The 24,319-nt window shown below is 72.3% G+C and carries 22 protein-coding genes; 12 read left to right on the top strand and 10 right to left on the bottom strand.

All coding sequences use genetic code 11. The features are described from left to right. The first annotated feature begins 4 nt into the window (after window positions 1-4). Entirely contained in the window at window positions 5-1,225 is a 1,221-nt protein-coding gene (ilvA, locus tag ABGB05_RS01385; protein ID WP_347651234.1) for a threonine ammonia-lyase, read from the top strand. Between the two features lie 32 nt (window positions 1,226-1,257). On the opposite strand, the gene greA is transcribed toward ilvA, so the two are convergent. Then, window positions 1,258-1,755, bottom strand: coding sequence for a transcription elongation factor GreA (greA, locus tag ABGB05_RS01380; protein ID WP_347651232.1), 498 nt, complete (start codon window positions 1,753-1,755; stop codon window positions 1,258-1,260). A gap of 217 nt (window positions 1,756-1,972) precedes the next feature. Continuing rightward, on the bottom strand, window positions 1,973-2,407 hold the full coding sequence (locus ABGB05_RS01375) for a DUF4307 domain-containing protein (RefSeq protein WP_347651231.1): 435 nt from the start codon (window positions 2,405-2,407) through the stop codon (window positions 1,973-1,975). A 227-nt stretch (window positions 2,408-2,634) separates the two neighbouring features. On the opposite strand from ABGB05_RS01375, the gene mca reads away from it, so the two are divergent. The 4 genes from mca (at window position 2,635) to ABGB05_RS01355 (ending at window position 8,200) form a co-directional block, all read left to right on the top strand. Next, window positions 2,635-3,516, top strand: a complete 882-nt coding sequence (gene mca, locus ABGB05_RS01370; protein WP_347651230.1) for a mycothiol conjugate amidase Mca — start codon at window positions 2,635-2,637, stop codon at window positions 3,514-3,516. A 52-nt stretch (window positions 3,517-3,568) separates the two neighbouring features. Further along, window positions 3,569-3,877, top strand: coding sequence for a hypothetical protein (locus tag ABGB05_RS01365; protein ID WP_347651229.1), 309 nt, complete (start codon window positions 3,569-3,571; stop codon window positions 3,875-3,877). Between the two features lie 221 nt (window positions 3,878-4,098). Beyond that, window positions 4,099-6,792, top strand: coding sequence for an EAL domain-containing protein (locus tag ABGB05_RS01360; RefSeq protein WP_347651228.1), 2,694 nt, complete (start codon window positions 4,099-4,101; stop codon window positions 6,790-6,792). Between the two features lie 67 nt (window positions 6,793-6,859). Next, a complete protein-coding gene (locus ABGB05_RS01355) occupies window positions 6,860-8,200 on the top strand; it encodes a hypothetical protein (protein ID WP_347651227.1) in 1,341 nt (446 codons plus the stop codon). A gap of 115 nt (window positions 8,201-8,315) precedes the next feature. Here the strand turns inward: ABGB05_RS01355 and ABGB05_RS01350 are convergent, their stop codons facing one another. Further along, the gene (locus tag ABGB05_RS01350) at window positions 8,316-9,263 is read right to left on the bottom strand and encodes a helix-turn-helix domain-containing protein (RefSeq protein ID WP_347651226.1); all 948 of its coding nucleotides are present in this window, start codon (window positions 9,261-9,263) and stop codon (window positions 8,316-8,318) included. Between the two features lie 103 nt (window positions 9,264-9,366). Between ABGB05_RS01350 and ABGB05_RS01345 the strand changes: the two genes are divergently transcribed. After that, window positions 9,367-10,410 (top strand): saccharopine dehydrogenase NADP-binding domain-containing protein, encoded by a 1,044-nt coding sequence (locus ABGB05_RS01345; RefSeq protein WP_347651225.1) that lies wholly within the window; start codon window positions 9,367-9,369, stop codon window positions 10,408-10,410. Window positions 10,411-10,496: 86 nt separating this feature from the next. Here the strand turns inward: ABGB05_RS01345 and ABGB05_RS01340 are convergent, their stop codons facing one another. From ABGB05_RS01340 to ABGB05_RS01325, 4 genes are all read right to left on the bottom strand, one after another. Then, entirely contained in the window at window positions 10,497-10,715 is a 219-nt protein-coding gene (locus ABGB05_RS01340) for a hypothetical protein (protein ID WP_347651224.1), read from the bottom strand. A 39-nt stretch (window positions 10,716-10,754) separates the two neighbouring features. Further along, a complete protein-coding gene (locus ABGB05_RS01335) occupies window positions 10,755-10,952 on the bottom strand; it encodes a DUF397 domain-containing protein (RefSeq protein ID WP_347651223.1) in 198 nt (65 codons plus the stop codon). 88 nt (window positions 10,953-11,040) lie between these two features. After that, window positions 11,041-11,238, bottom strand: coding sequence for a DUF397 domain-containing protein (locus ABGB05_RS01330; RefSeq protein ID WP_347651221.1), 198 nt, complete (start codon window positions 11,236-11,238; stop codon window positions 11,041-11,043). 35 nt (window positions 11,239-11,273) lie between these two features. Beyond that, window positions 11,274-12,131 (bottom strand): helix-turn-helix transcriptional regulator, encoded by an 858-nt coding sequence (locus tag ABGB05_RS01325; RefSeq protein ID WP_347651220.1) that lies wholly within the window; start codon window positions 12,129-12,131, stop codon window positions 11,274-11,276. 164 nt (window positions 12,132-12,295) lie between these two features. Between ABGB05_RS01325 and ABGB05_RS01320 the strand changes: the two genes are divergently transcribed. The 3 genes from ABGB05_RS01320 (at window position 12,296) to ABGB05_RS01310 (ending at window position 14,369) form a co-directional block, all read left to right on the top strand. Next, a complete protein-coding gene (locus ABGB05_RS01320) occupies window positions 12,296-12,622 on the top strand; it encodes a hypothetical protein (protein ID WP_347651219.1) in 327 nt (108 codons plus the stop codon). An 84-nt stretch (window positions 12,623-12,706) separates the two neighbouring features. Beyond that, window positions 12,707-13,456: a MerR family transcriptional regulator gene (locus ABGB05_RS01315; RefSeq protein WP_347651218.1), complete on the top strand. Its 750-nt coding sequence runs from the start codon at window positions 12,707-12,709 to the stop codon at window positions 13,454-13,456. Window positions 13,457-13,901: 445 nt separating this feature from the next. Then, entirely contained in the window at window positions 13,902-14,369 is a 468-nt protein-coding gene (locus tag ABGB05_RS01310) for a hypothetical protein (protein ID WP_347651216.1), read from the top strand. 73 nt (window positions 14,370-14,442) lie between these two features. Here ABGB05_RS01310 and ABGB05_RS01305 read toward each other — a convergent pair whose 3' ends face one another. Beyond that, entirely contained in the window at window positions 14,443-14,889 is a 447-nt protein-coding gene (locus ABGB05_RS01305) for a helix-turn-helix transcriptional regulator (protein WP_347651215.1), read from the bottom strand. A gap of 91 nt (window positions 14,890-14,980) precedes the next feature. Beyond that, window positions 14,981-15,127, bottom strand: a complete 147-nt coding sequence (locus tag ABGB05_RS01300) for a hypothetical protein (protein WP_347651214.1) — start codon at window positions 15,125-15,127, stop codon at window positions 14,981-14,983. 234 nt (window positions 15,128-15,361) lie between these two features. On the opposite strand from ABGB05_RS01300, the gene ABGB05_RS01295 reads away from it, so the two are divergent. From ABGB05_RS01295 to purE, 3 genes are read left to right on the top strand one after another with little or no spacing between them, the layout of a single operon-like run. After that, window positions 15,362-17,362 (top strand): thioredoxin domain-containing protein, encoded by a 2,001-nt coding sequence (locus ABGB05_RS01295; protein WP_347651213.1) that lies wholly within the window; start codon window positions 15,362-15,364, stop codon window positions 17,360-17,362. A gap of 13 nt (window positions 17,363-17,375) precedes the next feature. Continuing rightward, on the top strand, window positions 17,376-18,551 hold the full coding sequence (locus ABGB05_RS01290) for a 5-(carboxyamino)imidazole ribonucleotide synthase (protein WP_347651212.1): 1,176 nt from the start codon (window positions 17,376-17,378) through the stop codon (window positions 18,549-18,551). Beyond that, window positions 18,548-19,048 carry a 5-(carboxyamino)imidazole ribonucleotide mutase gene (gene purE, locus ABGB05_RS01285; RefSeq protein WP_347651211.1) on the top strand — a complete coding sequence of 167 codons (501 nt, stop codon included), beginning with the start codon at window positions 18,548-18,550 and terminating at the stop codon, window positions 19,046-19,048. The genes ABGB05_RS01290 and purE overlap by 4 nt, the downstream gene beginning before the upstream one ends. A 43-nt stretch (window positions 19,049-19,091) precedes the next feature. On the opposite strand, the gene ABGB05_RS01280 is transcribed toward purE, so the two are convergent. Then, window positions 19,092-24,266, bottom strand: a complete 5,175-nt coding sequence (locus ABGB05_RS01280; protein ID WP_347651210.1) for a zinc ribbon domain-containing protein — start codon at window positions 24,264-24,266, stop codon at window positions 19,092-19,094. Window positions 24,267-24,319: the final 53 nt, after the last annotated feature.

Genomic DNA, 24,319 nt, shown 5'->3' with positions numbered 1-24,319 from the left:
GGACATGACGGAGCTGGTCGGACTCGCCGAGGTAACCGCCGCACGCGAACTGCTCGCCGACGTGATCCGGACCACTCCGTTGGAGCCTTCCCGGCCACTGTCCGCGGCCCTCGGTGGTCCGGTCTGGCTCAAGGGCGAGCACGTGCAGCGGGCCGGGTCGTACAAGGTCCGCGGGGCGTACGTCCGGATCGCCCGGCTCAGCGCGGCCGAGCGGGACCGTGGGGTGGTCGCGGCGAGCGCCGGCAACCACGCCCAGGGGGTCGCCCTGGCGGCCGGCCTGCTCGGCGCCACCGCGACGGTCTTCATGCCGGTGGGCGCGCCGCTGCCGAAGGTGGCGGCGACCAAGGGGTACGGCGCCCAGGTCGAACTGGTCGGCAACACCGTCGACGAGTCGCTGGTCGCCGCGCAGGACTTCGCCGAACGTACCGGCGCGGTCTTCATCCACCCGTTCGACCATCCGGACGTGATCGCCGGCCAGGGCACGGTGGCGCTGGAGATCCTCGAACAGTGCCCCGAGGTGCGCACGATCGTGGCCGGGGTCGGCGGCGGCGGGCTGGTCTCCGGTCTCGCGGTGGCGGCCAAGGCGCTGCGCCCGGAGGTACGGGTGATCGGGGTGCAGGCGGCCGGTGCGGCCGCGTTCCCGCCCTCGCTGCTCGCCGGAGCGCCGGTACGGCTGCCGTCGTACGCGACGATCGCCGACGGCATCGCGGTCGGCCGACCCGGTGAGGTCACCTTCGCACACGTCAGCAAACTGGTCGACGACGTGGTGACGGTGTCGGACGAGGACATCTCGCGGGCCCTGCTGATGCTGCTGGAACGGGGCAAGCAGGTGGTGGAGCCGGCGGGGGCGGCCGCGGTCGCGGCGTTGATGGCCGGGGTGGTGCCGGTCGAGCCGCCGGTGGTGGCGGTGCTCTCCGGCGGCAACATCGACCCGCTGCTGATGCTGCGGGTGATCGAGCACGGGCTGGCCTCGGCCGGCCGGTTCCTGCGGATCACCGTGCGCTGCGCGGACCGGCCCGGGCAGTTGGCGTCACTGCTCGGCCTGATCGCCGAGCACCGGGGCAACGTGGTCGACGTGGTGCACCAGCGGCAGAACCCGCATCTGCGGCTCGGTGAGGTCGAGGTGGCGCTCTCGGTGGAGACCCGGGGCGCCGAGCACTCCGACCGGCTGATCAGCGCGCTGCGGGGCAGCGGCTACCAGGTTGACGTCGCCCAGCCGGGCTGAGCCCGGCTGGGCGGTCGGGGTTGCCCGGCCGGTCAGCGGCCGAACGGCTCGAACCGGACCACGGTCACCTTGATCTCGGCGCCGCTGGGTGCGGTGTAGTGGACCGTCTGGCCCGGGCGGGCGCCGAGGATGGACTTGCCGAGGGCCGACTCCGGGCTGTACACGGTCAGGTCGGTGGTCGCGGCGATCTCCCGGGAACCGAGCAGGAAGGTCTCGGTGTCGTCGGTGTCGTCGTCGAAGTGGATCGTGACGACGCAGCCCGGTCCCACCACGTCGGCGGCGGGCGCCTCGCCGACCTGGGCGGTCCGGAGGAGTTCCTGGAGCTGGCGGATCCGGGCCTCCTGCTTGCCCTGCTCCTCCCGGGCGGCGTGATAGCCGCCGTTCTCCCTGAGGTCACCCTCTTCGCGTCGGGCGTTGATCTCTGCGGCGATGGCCGGCCGAGCGGCGATCAGCTCGTTGAGCTCCGCCTGCAGCCGGTCGTAGGCCTCCTGGGACAGCCAGGTGGCTGCCGCGCGGTCGGTCGTGGACACAGACGATCTCCTCGGGTAGTCGTGCGGCGGACAGGGACGAATTACCAAGTTACCAGTGCACTACACACGGGACGCCAGGTCATTTATCGCCGTACGGGGACCTGCGGTGCGGCGGCCCAGCCCTGCCTGGTCCCGGGCCGGCGGCCCGCCGTCCCGGCCCCGCCGGTCGCTCAGACGCCGGGTGCGGTCGTGACCCGGCGGCGGGCGGGGACCTGGCTCAGTCGGCGGGGCGGCAGCGAAGCACCTCTCCGATGATCGGCCGGGCGGCGGTGGCGAGCCGGTGCCGGGCGGTCAGGTGCCGCTGTCCCGGTTCCGCGGCGACCCGCAGCTCCTCGCGACCGACCTCGGCGCCGTCCTTGGACCGCGCCCGCAGCACGCAGATCGCCGACCCGCCCTCCGGTACGGTGACCCGGAAGTCGATCACCACCTGCGTCTCGGTGATCTGGGTGTAGGTGATCACCTGGGCGTCGTAGTTGGGGTCGCCGTACTGGCGGTAGAGCCGGAACGAGACGGCTACCATCACCCCGAGCAGCACCGCCACCAGCAGCACCGCGACCCAGGGACGCCGTTGCCGGCCCGCACGCCGGTGCCCGTACCGGCCGGGCGGGAAAACCGGGGCGGCGGTCGGTGGTGTGGTGGGCGTCTCGGGCACCGGTGGTGATCTCCTGGGACTGATGTCGGTGGCATCGGCAAGAATGGGTAGGCCCCATCCTCTCAGCCGGAGGTCCGGCCGGAGACGGCAGGTCCACCTGAGGAGTACGGCACCACACCACCCGTCCAGCACCAACGGCGGGGCCGCACAACCACCGGGTCGCACGACCAGCCGACCAGCCCGGCCGGCACGGGTTCGGCCTGGTACGACGAGGGAGCACACCGGAGTTGACTGAGCAGCTACGCCTGATGGCCGTGCACGCCCATCCCGACGACGAGTCGAGCAAGGGCGCGGCGACCATGGCCAGGTACGTCGCCGAAGGCGTGCAGGTCCTCGTCGTCACCTGTACGGGCGGCGAGCGTGGCAGCGTGCTGAATCCGAAGATGGACCGACCGGACGTCTGGGCCAATATCGCCGAGATCCGTCGGGCGGAGATGGACGCGGCCCGGGCCATCCTCGGCATCGACCAGGCGTGGCTGGGTTTCGTCGACTCGGGGCTGCCCGAGGGTGACCCGCTGCCGCCGCTGCCGGAGGGCTGTTTCGCGCTGCAGGACGTCGAGGTCGCGGCCGCTCCGCTGGTCCGGCTGATGCGCGAGTTCCGGCCGCACGTGGTGACCACGTACGACGAGGAGGGTGGCTACCCGCACCCGGACCACATCATGTGTCACAAGATCAGCGTCGCGGCGTTCGACGCGGCCGGCGACCCGGCCCGGTATCCCGAGCTCGGCGCGCCGTGGCAGCCGTCGAAGCTCTACTACGACATCGGCTTCTCCAAGGCCAAGATCACCGCATTGCACGAGGCGGTGCTGGCCACCGGCAAGGAGTCGCCGTACGCGGAGTGGCTGCAGCGCTGGGAGGACCGGCCGGACAAGGGTCCCCGGATCACCACCCGGATCGAGTGCGCGGAGTACTTCCCGGTCCGCGACGACGCGCTGCGGGCCCACGCCACCCAGATCGACCCGGACGGCTTCTTCTTCCAGGTGCCGATGGAGGTGCAGCGGCGGGCCTGGCCGACGGAGGACTTCGAGCTGGCCCGTTCGCTGGTCGACAGTCCGCTACCCGAGTCGGACCTGTTCGCCGGGATCCGCGAGACCACGCACGCGGGATGAGCACGGACAGGCGTACGGTGGGGGACAACTCGCACATCGGAGGAATCCCGTCATGCTGACCGCTGCGCAGGTGCTCGCGGAGAACAACTTCGGGGACACCCGGACCGGCGGCCTGGCCGGGCCGATGGGTCTGTTCCTGATCGTCGTACTGGCCATCGCCACCGTGCTGTTGATCCGTAACATGAACGCCCGGCTGCGTCGGCTGCCCGACCGGTTCCCCGAGCAGCCGACCGCCGGGCCCGGGTCGTCGGACGCTGCCACGATGGTCTCCGCCGACAGCGGAACGGTCGATGCGGAGGAATCTCATGGAAGCGCTCCCAAGGGCGCTGACCAGGGTGGAAAGAGCCCCAGCACGCCATGATTCACGCTAATCCGACGCGGCGCCCCCTGTTGCGCTCAATCGGATTGGCTTAGCCTTCCGCCGGGGGACCAAAAGTCCCCGTACCGTGCGCGGAAGGGGGCGCCGATGATCATCAGACCCGACGCCCGGCATACCGTGCTGGCGGGCCCCGCCAACATGCCCGGCCGCGGCGCTGGTCGACGCCCCGGCGCGCGGCGACGTACCGCGAACGGCGGGGATCCGTGACCACCGCTCGGCGGGGTGGGCAGGTCCTCGCCGGCATCGCCCCGGCTCCCCGACGCCGGCTCGTGTTCAGCCTCGCCGTCCTGACCGTCGCGATCGGCGCCGCCGTGACCGGCCTGGTCCTTCCCACCGCCCTGCCGGCCGACGACCCGCTCACCCCGCTGGCCCGGTTCGGCGTCGCCGCCGCCGTGCTGGGCACGGCGCAGCTGTTCCGGCTCCGGTTCCGGGTTGCCAACGGAGTCGTCAACGTCTCCTGGGGCGAGGCGGCCCTGATCATCGGTCTCTATCTCGTACCGCCGGGGTGGATGCCGGCCGCCACCCTGGTCGGGGTGGCCGTGGCCTGGACCCTGCTGTCGATCGTCGCGGACCGCCGATCCGTTCTCGACGTCCTGCACACCAGCGCCTCGCTCTCCGTCGCGGTCGCCCTCGCCACCGTGGTCACCACGGCGCTGGCCACCCCCTTCGGCGCCGGCCTGACGCCCCCACTCGCCGGAACCCTGGCCGTCGGCGCACTGACCTACCTGCTGGTGACCGCCGGGTTCGCCGCGCTCACCCTCGCCCTGCGGCACGGGTGCCGTCCCGGGCCGGTACTGCTGCGCGCCCTGCGCGGCAAACTGCTGATGTTCGTCGGCAACATCCTGATCGGACTCGCCGTCGTGGCGGTCACCGAACACGACCCGCGCTGGCTGCTGCTGCTACCGGGCGTGCTCTGGCTCCTGCAGCAGCTGTACAGCCAGCACCTCCGGGCCGACGACGAGCGGCGCACCTGGCGGGCACTCGCCGAGGCCACCGGCGTGCTCAACCAGCTCGACGAGCACGCCGTGGCGACCGCCGGGGTGACCGGCCCGCTGGAGATCTTCGGCGCGGACCGGGTCGAGGTGGACGTCCGGCGCGCCGACGGCCGGTGGCGCCGCTACGCGGGCGAGCCCGGGACGGCGGTGGTCCACCGTGAACTGTCCGAGGGGGAGTGGCCGGAGCCCTGCCGGCAGGCCGGCTGGGTCGTTCCGCCGCGGTGGGAGCCGACCGGGGCCGACGGTGACCGCCAGACCACCACCGGGCAGCTCGACCCGGCGGCCCGACGACGGGATTCGGCGGCCGGCGCGGTCGGCGACCCGGAGGCGCCGGTCGCCCGGTGCGACCAGGAACTGGCCCGTTCGCTGGTGGTCGGGACGATCCAGGTCGGCGAACTGCGGGTACGGTTCCCCCGCTCGGGCCCGCCGGCCCGCCGGGAGCAGGACGCCCTCTCCACCTTCGGTGACGCGCTGGCGGCCGCGTTGCACGACGCGGTCACCCACCAGGAACTGCGGATCGTGACCGCCCGGTCGTCGTACGAGGCGGTGCACGACCCGGTGACCAACCTGGCCAACCGGGCGGCGGTGCTGAGCCGGGGCGACCTGGCCCTGCACCAACTGGCCCACGACCACCCGGTGGCGCTGCTGCTGCTCGACATCAACCACTTCAAGGAGGTCAACGACACCCTCGGGCACGCGGCCGGCGACGAACTGCTGCAGGTGACGGCGGAACGGCTGGAGGCGCTGACCCGGCCCGGCGAACTGCTCGGCCGCCTCGGCGGTGACGAGTTCGCCCTGCTGATCCCGTCGCCGACGGTGTTGACCGGAGCGACCGGGGGCGACCGGTCCCCGACCCCGCAGGTGCTGCGCCGGGCCCGGGAGATCGTCGAACAGCTTGCCGCCCCGATCGAGGTCGCCGGGGTCAGGATGTCGGTCGAGGTCTCGGTCGGGGTGGTCGTCGCGGGTGCGGGTACCGCCGACATGACCGAGCTGCTGCGCCGGGCCGACATCGCGATGTACCAGGCGAAGGAGGGCGGCGGCAGCGTGGCGTCGTACGACAGCACGCGGGACGCGGCCAGCACCGACAAACTCGCCCTCCTCGCCGAACTGCGCGAGGCACTCGGCGTCGACGACCAGCTCGTCCTGGCCCTGCAACCCGCCGTCGACCTCGCCACCGGCGAACCGACCGGGGTCGAGGCGCTGATCCGGTGGCGGCATCCCCGCCGGGGTCGGCTCAACCCGGCCGAGTTCGTCCGGGCCATCGAGGGCAGCGAACTGCTCGGCTCCTTCACCCGGTACGTCGTCGACAAGGCGCTGGCGGTCGCGGCGGACTGGGCGCGGCACGGGCTCGACGTACCGATCTCGATCAACCTCTCGGCCCGTAGCCTGCTCGATCCCCGGCTGCCGGCCGAGGTGGCCGAGTCGCTGCGCCGGCACCAGGTGCCCCCGCACCGGCTGGTCCTGGAGATCACCGAGACGGTGGTGATGAGCGAGCTGGAGGTCATCGACGAGGTGCTCTCCGCGTTGCGCCAGATGGGCGTGCAGCTCGCGGTCGACGACTTCGGCACCGGCTTCTCGTCGCTCGCCTTCCTGACCCGGATCTCGGTCGACGAACTCAAGGTCGACAGGTCGTTCGTGATGAAGATGGCCGAGTCGCCGGAGGCGGCGGCGATCGTCCGGACCACCGTCGACCTGGCCCGCTACCTGGGCCTGCGGGTGGTGGCGGAGGGGGTGGAGACCGCCGACCAGCGGGCCGCTCTCGCCGAGCTGGGCTGCACCGCGGCCCAGGGCTACCACTTCTTCCGGCCGATGCCGTCGGACAAGATCGTCGCGGTGCTCCGGTCACTGCTCGACTCGGCCCAGGCCCGGATCCTGCCGCTGCGCGCCGACGGCGCCTCGTGAATCAGGGCTGCCCGGGCTGAGTACTTCGACTCACGTGCCACCGGGAACACGCCGCCAGACTGTCCGGATGCGCAAGACGGGTGTGGTGGTGGGAGCGCTCCTGACGGCGGTGGTTCTGGTCTCCAGCTGCGCCGGGTTCAACCCGTCCGATGCGGACGAGACGGTGATCCCCGACGAGGTCATGCTGACCGGGGCCGACCTCGGGGACGGAGCCCGGATCGCGGACGGCGGACCGGGCGCCGAACATCCCCTGCCGCCCCTGCCCTGCGAGCCGCCGACCCCTGTCGCGTCGACCGACCCGCCGACCCCCACCACGTCGACCGACCCGCCGGCGGCAGCAGCGCCGACCGGCGAGCGGACCATCAACGCCGCCGTCGGCCGGTACCACGTCTACGAGTACGTCGCGCGGTACCCGGGTGGGGCCGGGCCGGCGCTGACCCGGCTGCGTGACGAGCTGACCCGGTGTGCCCGGTCCGGTCCCGCCGAGAGCTGGAAGGTGCTGGCGGTGGACAACGCGGGCCTGCTGGTGCTGCGTGACTACCGGGCCGGGGAGGCGTCCGACGCGTACTACCTGGGCCACGCCGGGGACTATCTGCTGGCCGTACTCGTGGTCGGGGACGGGACGACGGACGGCGACCCGACGCTCGCGTCCGACCTCGGCAGCCGCGCGTTGGCCCGGGCGGGTGGCAGCCGGGGCGAGGTGACGCCGCCACCGACGGCGGCGGCCGCACCGACGTGGAGCACGTACCAGGCCGACGTGACCCGGGTACGCCCCGGTCCCGACCGGCGCACCCTGCTGCTCGACGTCGACCTGCCCGCCGGGCATCCGGAGTGCGCCCGGAACCCACGGATCACGAACTACACCGAGGAGCCGGGTCCGGACGGGCAGCCCGACCGGATCTACGCGGACGTGGCCGTCGACTCGGCGCGGTCCGGGATGGTGGGTGGCTGTCCGACCCGGACGACCCGGCAGGTACGACTGCGCGCACCGAAGCCGATCGGCGACCGGCTGGTGGTGCTCAACCAGGAGACATGGGCGCGGCAGGCCGACGGCTACCGCCGCTGCGACCCCACCGTCGGCTGTACGCCTCCAGCCGACCACTGCGATCCGGTCTGGATCACCGCCGCGGTCCAGGGGATGGACGTCCCCCGCAACAGCGCCCGGAACACGGAACGGTGCGACGGCAGCTGGCTGGTACTGACCCTCGACACGAACAGTGCGGCGTGCGGGGCGGGCGGCCGGCCCGGCTGCGAGGCGCCGCCCTCGGTGCACCGCTACTTCCTGCACTGGGAGTCGAACGGCTGGCGGATCGTGGTACGGACCCAGGGCCACGGGTGCGGGGATGTTCTGGCGGTGCGGCCGGACTTTCCCCGGAAGCTCTGCCAGTACCTGCCCGCCACCCGGTGATTCCGGACCTGCCCACCACCCGGTGATTCCGGCCTGGGACGAGCCCGGGTCGGCCCGCAAGGCGGGTGGCCCGTCGGCTATTGACCCGAGTGCCGTCAGGGTGAGAAGTGCAGCCTCACCCCCGGAACGTCTGGCGGTAACTGTCCGGCGGCACGCCGATCGTGCGGTGGAAGTGGCGGCGGAGCGTTGTCGCGGTGCCCATGCCAGCGGCCGTGGCAATGGTGTCGATGCTGCCGTCGGTGGTCTCGAGCAATTCCTGCGCGCGGCGGATCCGCTGGGTCAGCAGCCACTGCAGCGGGGTGGTGCCGGTGATCGCGTGGAAGTGGCGGGTCAAGTGGCGCGAGCTCATGTTCGCCTGGCGGGCCAGGTCCTCCACGGTGAGCGGCTGGTCCAGCCGCCGCATGACCCACGGGAGCAGGTCGGCCAGGGGGTGGTCGTCCTGGGCGGGCACCGGTGTGGTGACGAACTGCGCCTGACCACCGGCCCGGTGCGGCGGCACGACCAAGCGGCGAGCGGCGATGTTGGCGATCGCCGAGCCGTGGTCGCGGCGGACCAGGTGCAGGCACAGGTCCATCGCCGCGGCCTTGCCCGCGGAGGTGAGCACACTGCCGTTGTCGACGTAGAGCACGTCCGGGTCGACCGTCACCCGGGGGTAACGCGCGGCCAGTTGCTCGGTGTGTGCCCAGTGCGTGGTCGCGCGCAGCCCGTCCAGCAGGCCTGCGGCGGCGAGTACGAACACTCCCGTGCAGAGGGAGACGACCCGCGCGCCCGCCTCGTGGGCCGTGCGCACCGCCTCGACGATGTCGTTCGGCGGGTCCTCGTCGACGTCCGCCAGGGCGGGGACGATCACAGTGTCGGCGCGGGCCAACTGGTCGAGCCCGCAGTCCGGCTCCAGCAGGAACCTGCCGACCCGCACGGGCCGCGTGCCGCACACGCTCACGTCGTACCAGGGGCCCTGCACGGCGTCCGGGGCTGAGCCGAAGACCTCGTAGGCCAGGGCCAACTCGAAGTGCAGCATCCCGTCGGTGGCGGCGAGGGCGACGGAGCGCGGGACAGCAGTCATGTCGGGAATTGTACGGGCCATGTCGTTCCGGACACTGGCAGTGGTACGCCGACGAGGCCAAGATCTACAGCAGCGGATCACTTCACGCGCCGAGGAGCAGGACATGGCAACGATTCGGAACGTCGCGGTCTACGGCGCGTACGGGCACACCGCCCGGTTTGTGGTCGCCGAACTGCAGAAGCGCGGATACCTCCCGCTCCTGCTCGGACGCGACCAGGACAAGCTGCAGGCGCTGGTGCAGGAGCACCCGAACCTCGAGGCGCGGCAGGCGTCGGTCGACGATCCGGCCTCGCTCGACCGGGCACTGGACGGGACGGACGCGGTGATCAACACCGCCGGGCCGTTCGCCTTGACCGCCGGGCCGGTGGTCGAGGCGGCGCTGCGCGCCGGCGTCCCGTACGTCGACGTGGCGGCCGAGATCGAGGCGAACCTCGACACGTTCGCGCACTTCGCCGAACGCGCCCGCGCCGCCGGCACCGTGGTGGTCCCGGCGATGGCCTTCTACGGCGGCCTCGGCGACCTGCTGGTCACCGCCGCGATGGGCGACTGGGCGGCCGCGGACGAGGTGCACGTCGCCTACGGCCTGAGCAGCTGGCACCCTACCGCCGGCACGCTCGCCTCGGGAGTGGTCTCGTCGCAGCGGCGCGGTGGCCGCCGGGTCCGCTTCACCGGCGGACAGTTGCAGTACCACGACGATGCGCTGCCGACCCTGGAGTGGTCCTTCCCGGCACCGCTCGGCCCGCAGAGCGTCATCGGCGAGTTCACCATGGCCGACGTCGTCACCGTCCCCAGCCACCTGGCCGTGCCGGAGGTGCGCACCTACATGACCGCCAAGGCGGCCTCGGACCTGTTCTCCCCCGACCCCATGGCACCGACCGCCGTCGACGAGCGCGGCCGCTCCGCACAGACATTCGTCATCGACGTCCTCGTCCGCTCCGGCGACACGGAACGCCGCGTGGCCGCCACCGGTCAGGACATCTACGCCATCAGCGCGCCGCTCGCCGTGGAAGCCGTCGACCGCATCCTCACCGGCCGGACCCGGGCAACCGGCGTTGTTTCCGCCGGCGCGGTCTTCGACGCCCCCGACTTCCTCAACGCCCTGTCCGCGCACCTCACGCTGCTCGGGCCGGCCGACACCCGCAGCTGACCAGCAACAGGTATCGGTGTTACCGACCATGCGCCCCAGCCGTACATGAGATCGGGGATGAGGCGGTGACAGTGCGAAACAACAAGCTAGGCATTGCGTACGATGCCCTGACTCAGGTCTGACTCTTCGTTGGTCACGTAGTCGACCCGCAGGCACTCGGCGGGTTTCGGCTCGCCGAGAACGGCCACCCCCAGGGTGACCAGGAACGCGTCGAGCCCGGACTCGTCCCGACAGGACCGCAGGTCGACGGCGGACAGGTGGGCGAGTAGGTCAAGGCTGCTTGACCATGACAAGGCTCCGGACACGGGGCAACTATGCCGGCGGCCGTCGCAGGACGCGTTTTTTCATCTCGGGTTGGTGCCGAGGATGGTGGCCGAGCTGATGAAGTTGGTCCAAGCGGTAGGGGAGAAGGTGATCACCGGTCCGTCGCGGTCCTTGCTGTCGCGGACCTCCACGCGGTGATCGACGCGGCGTGTCTCGACGCACTGACCCTGGGTGCCGGTGCGGGTGCTGACCCGCCAGGTCGCGTCCAACGGCCCCATGGCGATCCTCCCGCTAAGTCAACGTCGGCATGAGCCGCCTGAGCAGCTTGACGGAGTCAGGCTTGCTCGTGGCCGCCCGCGAAGAGTGTCAGGCGCCGACGGTCGGGCTGGCGCCGAGAGCGGTGACAAAGCCGGTCCACGCGGCAGGGGGGAAGGCGATCACCGGGCCGTTGCGGTCCTTGCTGTCCCGTACCTCCACCCGGTGGTCGACGCGGCGCACCTCGACGCATGCGCCGTTGTTGCCCGTGCGGGTACTGACCCGCCAGGTTTCGTCCATAGGTGCCATTGCCATAACCTCTTCGGTCGGCCGCGCATGCCGTCTCAACCATCATATTCGCCCATGCTTTCCCTGATCAGCTTCAGAGAGTCGGTCTTGCTGAGGGCGGCGGAACGCAACTCGTCGAAGACAAGGGTGTAGGCCTGGGCATCAGCTTCCTCTTCCATGATCATGCCATTCATTCCCTCTGTGAAGACGATGTCCTGGTCGGGTGGCGGGAACGAGATGATCCAGAACGAGGCGATCAGTCCGACATAGAGCGCCTGGTTGAAGGGCAGGACCTGGATCGAGACGTGCAGGAGGTCGTGGGCCAGGTCGAGCATGTGTTGGAGCTGCCGGCGCATGATCGAAGGACCGCCGAACGGCCGGTGGAGGACCGACTGCTCAAGGATGATCCACACACTCGGCGGATCCTGCGCCGTCAGCCGCTGTTGGCGCCGCATTCGGATGCCGATTCGCCGATCGGCATCTTCGCCCGTCACCCGTGGGATCCCGTGTTCGAGTAGGGCTCGGGCGTACTCCTCGGTCTGGAGCAGGCCGTTCACCGCGATGCCCTCGTAGCTGCGCAGGTCGGAGGCTTCGTGCTCGAAGCTGATGAAGCTGGCGTACGGACCGGTGATGGTCTGGCCGTAGCGGTTCCACCAGCCACGCTGCTTGCTCTCCCGCGCAAGCTGGGTCAACTCGGTGCGGGTCTCCGGGTTTGTCACCTCGAGGGCATCGAGCAGATCGTGCAGGTCGCGGACTCGTAAGCCAACGCGGCCGTTCTCGACCCGGCTGACCCAGGACGCGGACCGCTCAACGCGCCGGCCAACCTCGTCGCCGGTGAGGCGTGCGGCCAACCGCAGGTCACGAAGGATGAGGCCGAGTCGACGCCGACGGACGGTAGGGCTTGACTCTGGCATGACAACTCCTTCTCATCGATCATCATCGTGCCGATCTCACCGAGAATATTGCACATGCTCTTTTGTTTTGCCAGATTCATGGGTGACCAAATAGCTCATAGAGATCGACTGCTTGCTGACAGTCGAAGGTTGGTGTCGGCCGAAGCGTGTGGAAGGGAACCCCGATGGCCATGCCCGACGAGCTTCCGACTAGCGCGAATGCCTGCCCGGTGGTGCCGGAACATCCGTTCTGGTGTGAGGTGGACCGGGACGGCATCCACTACTCCGGCGAGGTGCCGCCGTGGGGCAGCGACCGAATCGTCCACGCGACCGCCAGCCTGTTCCGGATGGATGCGCTGCCGGTGCCGCTGGTCGGGGTCAACCTGCGGCTCTGCGCGGCCGATCTGGTCGAGGACTATCCGCTCGACCTCGACCTCGACCAGGCCAGGATCCTCGCCTGGTCGCTCCGACGGCTGGTACGACATGCGGACTCCGCCGACGAGCGGCGCTGAACGTACGTCTCCCGGGTAACGGCTTGACTCTGCCGCCGCGTCAACTTCTACCGTTGACCCGTACGACGAGATCGGGAGCGGACGGTGGAGTGGTCGATCCAGGAACTGGCCCGGTCGGCCGGCACCACCAGCCGAACCCTGCGGCACTACGACCAGGTCGGGCTGCTGACGCCGAGCCGGATCGGCCGCAACGGCTACCGGTACTACGACGAGGTTGGGCTGCTGCGGCTGCAGCGCATCCCGCTGCTGCGGGAGCTGGGTCTCGGCCTGGCCGAGATCAACCGTGTGCTGGACGGCGAGCGGGACAGCGGCGTGGCGCTCCGGACCCATCTGCGCCTGCTCGAACAGGAGCGGGAGCGGATCGGCCGGCAGATCGAGTCGGTACGCACCACGCTGCGGAAGCTGGAGGGAGGTGAACAGATCATGGCTGATGAGGCGTTCGAGGGATTCGACCACACCCGCTACGAGCAGGAGGTCACCCAGCGGTGGGGCCGGGAGGCGTACCAGCAGGGTGACCGCTGGTGGCGTTCGCTGAGCAAGACCGAGCAGCGGGATTTCATGCAACGCCAGCTCGACATCGCCGCCGACTTCGGTCGGGCCCACGCCGCCGCCGCACCGGTGGACGGCGACGAGGTCCAGGCGATCACCCGGCGCCACCACGAGTGGCTGACGATGGCCGGCAACCCGGTGCACCGGGAGTACTTCCTCAACCTGGCCGAGATGTACGTCGCGGACCCGCGGTTCACGGCGAACTACGACCGGCACGGTGAGGGTACGGCGGTTTTCATCCGGGACGCGATGAAGGTCTACGCCGAGCGTGTGTTCGGCGGCTGAGCCGGCAGGTCGGGTCGGAGGCTCCCGGAGCGAGCCATGTTCGCGGTCGAGCGTTGTGCCTCAGAGTCACCAGGGTGACTCTGAGGCACACGTGGACATGTTGGGTGCCCGCGGCGAGTAGATGGGAGAGGCGGCCCCGAGTCTACGTGCACGTCTGCCCTCGGTGGGGCACAGACGGTCAAGGCCGCCCTGCGGGCCACTAAGGATCTCGGCAAGAACGAGCGCCTGGTGGCCATCGCCATCGCCGCGCACACCAACACCACGGGCGACGCCTGGCCGTCGGCTGCATCACGACCGTAGTTCGGAAGGTGATCGTGGACGCATCGTCAAGCCACTGTGCACTCGTCGCCAACGACAGACCCGTCGTGCCCCGAGATCCTGGAGTCAGGCCGGACCGGGTGGAGTTTCCGGTCCGGGGACATCGATCACGGTCAGGGGAGGGAACGTGAAGAAGTACATCGGCCGGCTAGGCGTTCTGGGTGCGGTGGTGATGATGCTGATGGCGATGTTCAGCGCACCGGCGCAGGCGGCGGCGAACCCGTACACCCGCTTCCAGGCGTGCGCGGGTGACTTCGGAGGTAGCTGGAGCGACACCACCGACGGACACCGGAACGTGTTGACCCCTTCGGGATCCAAGTGGGGTGACGTGTACCTGATGTACAACTCGGCCACCGGGTACAACTGCGTCGTCGTGCTCAAGTCGACCTACCTCGGTACGTCATCGCGAATGGTCGCGGGACTCCTGATCCAGGGCGAGTCCAACTGGCGGGAGGAGGACGACAACTTCTCGTACTACGCGACCGTACAGGGGCCGGCCCGTGACAAGTGCGTGCAGTACGACGGTTTCATCTGGAGCCCGAGTGGTGCGTCCAGGGCGCACGGCGCCCGGTACAGTTGGGGCAACTGCGGCTAGTCGGTGTTGCTGATGGGTGTGCGGGTGGCCGTCGGGCGGCCACCCGCACTTCGCGTACCCGGGGGATCCGCTGTCAGCCGGCTGTACCCGTATCCGCCACGTCGCGGTAGTCGCGGGGCGGCAGACCGTAGGCGTCGCGGAGTGCCCGGCTGAACGTGGCCGCGTGGGTGAAGCCCCAGCGTGCGGCGATCCGGCTCACGGGCTCGGTTCCGAACACCGGATCGGCCAAATCGCGCCGGGGGCGTTCCAGCCGCTGCTGGCGGATCCAGGCCGACACCGTGAGGTCGTCGTCCTCCTGGAACAGCCGGTGCAGATAGCTGGTGGAGATGTGGTGGGCGGCGGCGATGCTGCCGGGGGTGAGCCGCGGATCGCCCAGGTGGTGCTGGACGAACGACCGGATACGCAGGACCAGCGTCCGGCGGTGCGCATCCGGTCGCAGTGCCGGTTCGGCGTCGAGTACGTGGGCGAACAGCGCCGACGCCAGGTCGACGAGGACCACCTCCAGCCGTGGCCCGTCCATCGGACCGTACGAGCCGGTGTTGTCGCTCAGCCGCTTCAGGAGCGCGGCGAGCAGGTCGCCACCGCGCCCTGTCCCGGGATTCCCCGGCCCATCAACCGGTGTCGAGTACCAGCAGATCGTTGGTGTCGCAACTGGTGGAGCTGTTGTCCCATTCGAGGTGCAGACGTCCGTGTGTGGGCAGCGAGATGTGCAGCGCCTCGGGATCGGACTGCCTGATCAGCCGCCGCGTACGGATCATGGCTATTGGCTGGAAGGAAGTGGGCCACACGCGCACCGCGCCGAGTTCGAGCCTGCGCTGGCGGGCTTAGTTGCGGACATTCGGTGCTCCGACAACACAGGTTGGGGTGATAGATGCCAATGTCAGTTACCGGTCAGATCAGTTGGCTCGTGGGACGGTCTCGTGCTCGCGCGGGCGTCAGCCGTTCCGGGACCGTCGGGGACAGCGGCGCGCTCGGTGTGCGAAGGTGGTCGGGTGACTCGACTGGCCGACGCGACCAGCCCGTACCTGCTCCAGCACAAGGACAACCCGGTCGACTGGTGGCCCTGGTCGCCGGAGGCGTTCGCCGAGGCGGCCCGACGGGACGTACCGGTGCTCATCTCGGTCGGTTACGCCGCCTGCCACTGGTGCCACGTGATGGCGCACGAGTCGTTCGAGGACGAGACGGTCGCCCGGCTGCTCAACGACAACTTCGTGTCGATCAAGGTGGACCGGGAGGAGCGGCCGGACGTCGACGCCGTCTACATGACCGCCACCCAGGCGATGACCGGGCAGGGCGGCTGGCCGATGACGGTCTTCGCCACCCCGGACGGCACCCCGTTCTTCTGCGGCACGTACTTCCCGAAGCCGCACTTCCTCCAGTTGCTCCAGTCGGTCACCACGGCGTGGACCGAGCGGCGGGCGGACGTACTCGGTCAGGGCGCCGCGGTGGTCGAGGCGATCGGCGGAGCCCAGGCGATCGGCGGGTCGAGCAGCCCGCTCACCGCCGACCTGCTCGACGCCGCCGCCGACCAACTCGCCCGGGAGTACGACGAGACGAACGGCGGCTTCGGCGGCGCGCCCAAGTTCCCGCCACAGATGAACCTGCTCTTCCTGCTCCGGCACCACCAGCGGACCGGCTCGGCCCGGGACCTGGAGATCGTCCGGCACACCTGCGAGGCGATGGCCCGGGGCGGCATCTACGACCAGCTGGCCGGTGGCTTCGCCCGCTATTCCGTGGACGGGCACTGGACGGTGCCGCACTTCGAGAAGATGCTCTACGACAACGCCCAGCTGCTCCGGGTCTACACCCAGCTGTGGCGGCTGACCGGGGACGAGCTGGCCGGCCGGGTCGCGGCCGAGACCGCCGCGTTCCTCCTCGACGACCTCGGCACCCCGGCCGGTGGTCTCGCCTCGGCGTTGGACGCGGACACCGAGGGGGTGGAGGGCGCCACCTACGCCTGGACCCCGGGGCAGCTTGTCGACGTACTCGGCCCGGAGGACGGCGCCTGGGCCGCCGACCTGTTCGGGGTCACCGAGACCGGCTCCTTTGAACACGGCACCAGCGTGCTGCGGCTGGCCCGGGACATCGACGACGCCGACCCCGAGCTGCGCGAACGGTGGCGCCGGGTGCGGGCCCGGCTGCGCGCCGCCCGGGACCGCCGGCCGCAGCCGGCCCGGGACGACAAGATCGTCGCCGCCTGGAACGGTTTGGCGGTCACCGCCCTGGTCGAGTACGCCACCCTCACCGCCGACCCGGTCACCACCGCCGCCGCGGTCGGCATCGCCGAGGTGCTGGCCGACCGGCACATCGTCGACGGGCGGCTGCGTCGGGTCTCCCGGGACGGCCGGGTCGGCGAACCGGCTGGGGTGCTGGAGGACCACGGTGCGGTGGCCGAGGCGTTCTGTGCCGTACACCAACTGACCGGTCAGGGCCGCTGGCTGAAGCTCGCCGGGGAGCTGCTGGACACCGCGCTGGCCCGGTTCGGCACCGGGAAGGGTGGCTTCTACGACACCGCCGACGACGCCGAGCAGCTGATCAGCCGGCCGGCGGACCCGACCGACAACGCCACCCCGTCCGGGTTGTCGGCGCTCTGCGCGGCGCTGGTGACGTACACCGCACTGACCGGGCAGACCCGCTACCGGGAGGCGGCCGAGACCGCCCTGGGCACGCTCGCCCCGATCATCGCCCGGCACGCCCGGTTCACCGGCTATGCCGCCGCCGCGGGAGAGGCGTTGCTCTCCGGCCCGTACGAGATCGCGGTGGTCACCAACAACCCGGCCGGGGATCCGCTGCTCGCGGTCGCCCACCGGCACGCCCCGCCCGGGGCGGTGGTGATCGCGGGCCGGCCCGACCAGCCCGGGGTGCCGCTGCTGGCGGACCGGCCGATGCGGGACGGCGAGTCGACCGCGTACGTCTGCCGGGGTTTCGTCTGCGAGCGGCCGGTGACCGACCCCGAAGCCCTGCTGTCGCAGCTCCGCCCGGCCAGCGGCTAGGCTTGCCGGCGCTATGGATTCCCGCACGGGTCTGCCCGTTGTCGGCATGGTGGGCGGAGGCCAGCTGGCCCGGATGACCCACCAGGCCGCGATCGCCCTCGGCCAGTCGCTCCGTGTCCTGGCGCTCAGCCCGGACGACGGTGCCGCGCTGGTCGCCGCCGACGTCCGGATCGGCTCGCACACCGACCTCGCCGCGCTGCGGGACTTCGCCGACGGCTGTGAGGTGGTCACCTTCGACCACGAGCACGTGCCGACCGAGCACGTCCGGGTTCTCGCCGAGGCCGGGGTGACGGTCTACCCGCCGGCCGACGCGCTGCTGCACGCCCAGGACAAGCAGGTGATGCGGGAGCGGCTGTCCGAGCTGGGTGCCCCGGTGCCGCGCTGGCGTCCGGTCAGCGAACCGGACGACCTGGTGGAATTCGGTAACGAACTCGGCTGGCCGGTGATCCTGAAGGCGGCCCGGGGCGGCTACGACGGTCGCGGCGTCTGGGTCGTCACCGGCCCGGAGCAGGCGACCGAGCTGGTCGGCACGCTGCGCGCCGCCGGGACGCCGCTGATCGCCGAGGAGCGGGTCGTCCTGCGCCGGGAGCTGGCCGTGCAGGTGGCCCGTTCGCCGTTCGGGCAGGTGGCGGCGTACCCGGTGGTGGAGACGGTGCAGCGGGACGGGATCTGTGTCGAGGTGCTCGCCCCGGCACCCCGGCTGCCGGAGGAGCTGGCGGTCGCCGCCCAGCAGCTCGGCATCGACCTGGCCACCTCGCTCGGCGTGGTCGGGCTGCTCGCGGTCGAGTTGTTCGAGGTGACCGGCGCCGACGGTGAGCCGGCCCTGGTGGTGAACGAGCTGGCGATGCGGCCGCACAACTCCGGGCACTGGACCATCGAGGGGGCCCGGACCTCCCAGTTCGAGCAGCACCTGCGGGCGGTCCTGGACTACCCGATGGGGGACACCGCGCTGACCGCCCCGGTGGTGGTGATGGCGAACGTGCTCGGCGGGCCGGACGGCGGCATGTCGATCGACGAGCGGTTGCACCACCTCTTCGCCGAGGACCCGGGCGTCAAGGTCCACCTGTACGGCAAGCAGACCCGGCCCGGCCGGAAGATCGGGCACGTCACGGTGCTCGGTGACGACCTGGAGAAGGTACGCGAGCGGGCCGCCCGGGCGGCCTGGTGGCTGCGGGAGGGACACGAGTGAGCGCGGGCACGCCCCGGGTCGGTGTGATCATGGGCAGCGACTCGGACTGGCCGACCATGGGCAAGGCCGCCGAGGCGCTCGACGAGTTCGGCGTCGGCTACGAGGTCCGGGTCGTCTCGGCGCACCGCACCCCGGTCAAGATGATCGAGTACGGCCAGACCGCCGCCGACCGGGGCATCCAGGTGATCATCGCCGGGGCCGGTGGCGCCGCCGCCCTGCCCGGCATGGTCGCCTCGGTCACCCCGCTGCCGGTGATCGGCGTACCGGTGCCGCTGGGGCACCTGGACGGGATGGACTCGCTGCTGTCGATCGTGCAGATGCCGGCCGGCATCCCGGTCGCCACCGTCTCGATCGGCAACGGCCGTAACGCCGGCCTGCTCGCCGTACGGATCCTCGCCGCGACGGATGTCGCCCTGCGGGACCGGATGGCGGCGTACCAGGCCGAGCTGGAGCAGCTTGTCGCGCAGAAGGAAGCCGCCCTGCACGCCACCCTGTGAGGTAGCGGCCCGCCGTGACGGCGGGTGGACGTTGGCGGGGCGGTCAGCGCATGCCGCGTACCGCCCGCAGCCGCTCCTGGGTGCGCCGCCGGTTCTCGTTGCTCGCCCCGAAGGCGAGCAGCAGCAGCCCGACCGGGATCAGCACCAGCCACGGCCCGAAGCTGAACAGCGCCCGCAGCGCGGCGAGCGCGGTCACCACCGCGCCGATGATCACCGGTGCCTGCTGCTGCCGGTACGAGCCGAAGATCAGCGTCGCCACCCCGCCGAGCAGCAGCAGGACCTGGCGCAGCGCGCTGTCGTCACCGGCGAGCAGGATCACCAGGGTGGGCAGGAACGCCGCCACCAGCGCCGGCGCGTACGCGTACCAGCTGCTCAGATCGGCGCGGTGCCGCAGTTCGAGGAGCCCGACCAGCAGCGCCAGCACCGCGAACGGCAGCGTGTACGCCTCCGGCAGGGCGACGTCGGCCAACGCCATCAGCAGCCACCAGGCGACGATCTCGCAGCCGACCGCCGCCCAGAAGAGGGTGCGGCGTTCGGCGGTACTCCGGTAGGGCCGGGTCGCGGCCATCCCGAGCACGGCACCCCAGGCGGCCAGCAGCGCGGCGATGTGCCGCGGCGAGTCGTACGCCAGGGCGGCGGCGAGCAGCGCGGCCGCGTGACCGGTCCACTCCACCGTGGTCGCCTCGCGGGTCGCCTCCGGGTGCCGCAGCCGGGGCAGCGTCGACGAGGCCAGCACCAGGACCGCGCCGACACCGAGCACCCCGAACGCGGACCACTCGGGGGCGAACCCGAGGACCAGACCGAGGGTGAAGACGAAGGTCTGCGCCATCACCGAGGCGAAGAGCCAGCCGAGGATGCGGGCGTACTGGGTCCGGCCGCCGAGCGCGGCGACCGCGCCGACCCCGACCGCGGCGCCCAGGGTGAAGAGGGTCAGTTCCCGGGTGGCCAGGGCGCCGGCGAGTCCGGCACCACCCGCGGCGAGCCCGATGCCAAACACCAGCACCCGGGTGAGCCGCAGCGACCGGGCCAGTTCGGCGTCCGGCGGCGGCGGGGTCAGGGCGAGGCCGAGCATCGCGAGGGTGAAGACGGCGAGCGCGGCCAACGTGCTGTGCGGCCAGCCCATGCCGAGCGAGATCGGGGCGATCAGCAGGGTGATCGCCGCACCGGGCAGCACCACCGGGACGGCCCGGGACGGCCGTCCGCCGCTGAAGCCGGTGGCGGCGAGTCCGGCCGAGATGGTCAGCAGCAGCGCCGCCAGCACGTTGCCGTCGTTGCCGGCTCCGGCCTGCGGTCCGGCCAGCCCGGCCGGTGGTCCGCCCCAGATGTCCCGCAGGGTCTCGTACGGCTCGACCAACGCCGCCACCAGCGCCGGGGCGAGGGCCGCCACGGCCAGTGTGGTCGGCAGTACGGCGGCGACCATCGCGCCGACCGCCGGGCTGACCGACCACCGGCCGGTCGGGGTCGGCTCGGGCAGCCGGCGCAGTGCCCCGCCGAGCATCACCGACCAGCGCCGGGCCGGTTCGCGCAGCGGCGTCGGTGCCGGGGTGACCGCCCGGACCAGTTCGGCGAGGACCCCGAGCAGGACGGCGGCGGCGGCGTAGACGCCCCAGTGCAGCTGGGTGAGGAGCGCCGCGAGGGACGCCGAGGTGGCGCCGCCGACGATGCCGACCGTGGCGTACGGCAGGTACTGCGGGACCTGACGGCGGACCAGCGCCGCCACGGCGACCCCGAGGCTCGCCCCACCGAGGGCGGCCAGCACCACCACCTCGGCGGGTCGTTCGAGGGCGGCGCAGAACGAGGCCAGCGCCCCGGCGAGGGCGAGCAGCGCGCCGCCGCCGGCGAACCCGCCGATCTGGGCGGTCTGCGGCATCATGGTCAGCGGCCCGGTGTCGTCGGCCGGCCCGGCGAGGCCGCCGACCAGCCGGGCGAGGGCGGCGACGACCACCCCGATCAGCACGATCATGCCGAGCGCGGCCGCAGTCGTCCACGGCCGGACCAGGCTGGCACCCACGGCGTGCAGCGCGACCACGCCGGCGACGGTGGCCCGGGCCAGCCCGGCCCGGGGGTCGGCGGCGACGACGGCGCTGATCCCGTAGATGGTGGCGACCGCTCCGCCGACGATGATCGGGGACCACCAGGGCAGGCCGAGCGCGGCCGGGGTGCCGATGGTGGCGAGTCCGACGCAGGCGGCGGCGACGTCGTACGCCCAGGGGCGGGGCAGCGCGATCGCGGCGGCCCCGGCGAGCAGCACCAGCGCGACCGGGGCCTGCCAGCCGGTGCCGGTGCCGTCCACCGGCCAGTCGGCGAGGCTGGCCGCCCAGAGCCGGCCGGGAGTGGCCAGCGCCTGCAGGCCACCGGCGAGCGCGGTCCAGCCGGCGATCAGCGCGATCACCCCGCCGCAGAACGCCATCCCGAGCACCGGGCCGCGCCGCCACTGCTCCGGCATGGCCCGGATACCGGCGGCCACCACCAGGACGACAAACGCGGCGGCGGCCAGTTCGGCGCCGTCACCGAGGATGCCGGCGATCCGGGCGAGGGTGCCGACCAGCGCCGCGGTCGCCGCGGCGGCGGCGATGTCGGCCCCGTCCAGCAGCCGGTCGGCCCGCCGGCCCGCGTCGATCGACGGGGCGAGGACCAGCAGCACCGCGCTGACCAGGAGCAGTCCGCCCACGGCGGCGTCGGCGAGGGTCGCGCCGGGGGCGCCGAAGGCCGCCGCGGTGACCGCGAGCGCGCCGAGCAGGGTGCCGACCGCCAGCGGCCGGCTGATCAGCCGCTGTGCCACCTGGGTGACCGTCGCGTAGCAGAGCACCGCACAGACGGCGAGGAAGCTGGCGGCGAGGACCGGTTCGGTGGCGTGCCGGACCGAGAGCGTGGTCGGGGTCGGGTCCACCGGCACCGTCGCCGCGACGAACGCGGCCACCGCACCGGGGAAGGCGAACGCGGCCCCGCCGGCGGCCCAGTCGCCGACCAGGCCGGCGGAGCGGCCCAGCGGCGCGGTCCGGATGGTGGGGGCGACGGCGACCAGCGTCCCGGCGACGCTGAGGGCGAACAGCACGGCGGCGGTGAGGCCGGGTCGGGTCACCGACATGGCGGCGCCGGCGAGCCCGACCAGGGCGGCGGCGCCGGCGTGCACGGCGGCGGACCGGCGGGTCTGCGCGGTCAGCCCGGCCACCCCGATGCCGATCGCGACCAGCACCGGCGGCCACGGGGCGGCGATCCAGTTCAGACCGTACGAGGCGGGCGCGGCGAGCGCGGTCAGCGCCGCCCCGACGACGGCGAACTCGCGCCGTACCTCGGCCGGGGAGGCGAGTACGGCGGCGATGGTGAGCAGGAGCGCGGTGGTGGCGAGCTGCCAGGTGGTGGCGCTGGCTCCGGCGGCCAGTTCGGCCGGGTACGCGGCGAGGTCGGCCGCCCAGACCGGCAGCGCGGCCCGGACCGGGGCGAGAGCGGCCCGCAGCGCCCCGCCGGCGACCACGATCCCGATCACCACCAGGGCGGCGGCCGAGGCGAGCTGCGGTCCGCGTCGGGCCGCCTCCGGCACCGCCCGTACCCCGACGCCGGTGGCCACGATGACGGCGGCGATCACGACGAGCGCCTGGCCGGGCAGGGCGACGGCGGCGATCCGGCCGGCGGCACCGATCACCGCCAGGGTCAGCACGGCCGCCCCGACCGCCGGGAGCGGCGGCCGACGTAGGGTCAGCGCACCGACCAGTACGGCCGCGGCGGCGAGCAGCAGCGCCGTCCCGGCCCGGGTCGCCGCCGGCACGGTGTCGGCGGTCAGCAGTGCGCTGGTGGCGAAGGTGAGCGCCACCGCGAGGGCCACGCCGTGCAGGGTCCAGGCGAGTTCCCGTACCCACGGGGTGGGCCGGCCGGCGCCCCGGCCGCCGGACGGCGTGGCGGCGGTCAGGTCCGGCCGAAGTACCGCGTCGGCCTCCTCCGGGACCGTCTCGGGCCGGCCCGGACCCCGCTGCGGTCCGATCCGTTCCCGGCCGGACAGCCGCTCGGCTCCGCCGGCCGGCCGGCCGTCTCCGTCCCCGTCGTCCAGGTCGGGGTCGCCGACCAGGTCGGGGTCGTCGTCCGCGTCAGGGTCGTCGACCAGGTCGGGGTCGTCGGCCGGGTCGGTGGCGGCGGACCGTCGGTCCCTCGGTGGCGGCAGGTTCGCCGGACGTCGGGCCGGCAGGTCCGCCGGGTCGAAGTCGCCGGTCGGGTGCAGCAGGTCGGTGGAGCGGCCGCCGCCGAACGGGAAACGGGCGGTGCCGGTGAGCCGTCCGTCCTCGGTGAAGAGTTGGCTGAGATAGAGGTTGCCGAGGGCGACCGCGGTCAGCACCACCACCCAGCCGGTCGGGCCGGCGACCCAGTCGTACGCGGCCAGCGGCAGGATCGGCTGGACGGCGAGCACCGCCGCGTACCGGGGGGCGGCGAGGTCGGTGGCCCGGGCGTACGCGGCGGCGATGCCGGCGGTGAGCAGGAAGGTCAACCCGGCGAAGAGGGAACCGGGCAGGCCGCTGTCACCGAACCGGTCGACGGTCCAGAGGGCGTACCCGACCAGGGGGACCAGCAGCAGGCCGACGGCGGCGATGGTCTCGGCGGTGGCGGTGAGGCCACGTCGGGCGATCCTGGGCGGGGCGAGCAGCGTCAGCGCGGTCGCCAGCACCATGATCGCGACCCGGCTGAAGTCGTCGAGCGAGCTGATCGCCACGGCGGCGAAGACCACCGCGGCCACCCCGAGCACCAGAGCGCCGAGCCCGAGCAGGATGTTCTGGACCTCGCGGGTCGAGGCCTCGGGCCGGTTCCCGGGCCCCGGGTCCCAGGTCGGTTCCGCCCCGGGCGGCGGCGGTGGCGGTGGTGGCGGCACGGTCCGGTCGGTGCCGCTGGTCGGCTGCCGGGGCACCCGGGGTGGTGCGGTGCCGCCGGGGGCGGCGGTCGGTGGGCGGCGGTCGGCCCGCCGGCGCAACACCCGGCGCGGCTTGGCGTTCTGCTTGCGCCGCTGCTGGGCGGCATGGGTGAGGATGTCGCGCTGGAAGAGCGCCGCCTGCATCTGGGAGGCGATCGTCTTCTGCTCCTTGGCGATCGCCGACTCGCGGATCTTCATGTCCGCGATGGCGCGTTCGATCCGGGCCAGCTCCTCGGACCACTGTTCCTGTTCGGCACCACACTGTGGACATCGCGGTGCCGCTTCGAACTCCCGGCCACACGAGGAGCACAGGTACGTACTCACGGCACCCCCTCCAGCCCCGGCCGAGGCCGCGTCCCGGACCCTCCCCGAAGCAT

The organism is Plantactinospora sp. B5E13 (assembly GCF_039871775.1).
Lineage (GTDB): Bacteria > Actinomycetota > Actinomycetes > Mycobacteriales > Micromonosporaceae > Plantactinospora.
The sequence above is the reverse complement of the archived record's forward strand: the minus strand, read 5'-3'. Positions and strand labels throughout refer to the sequence as shown.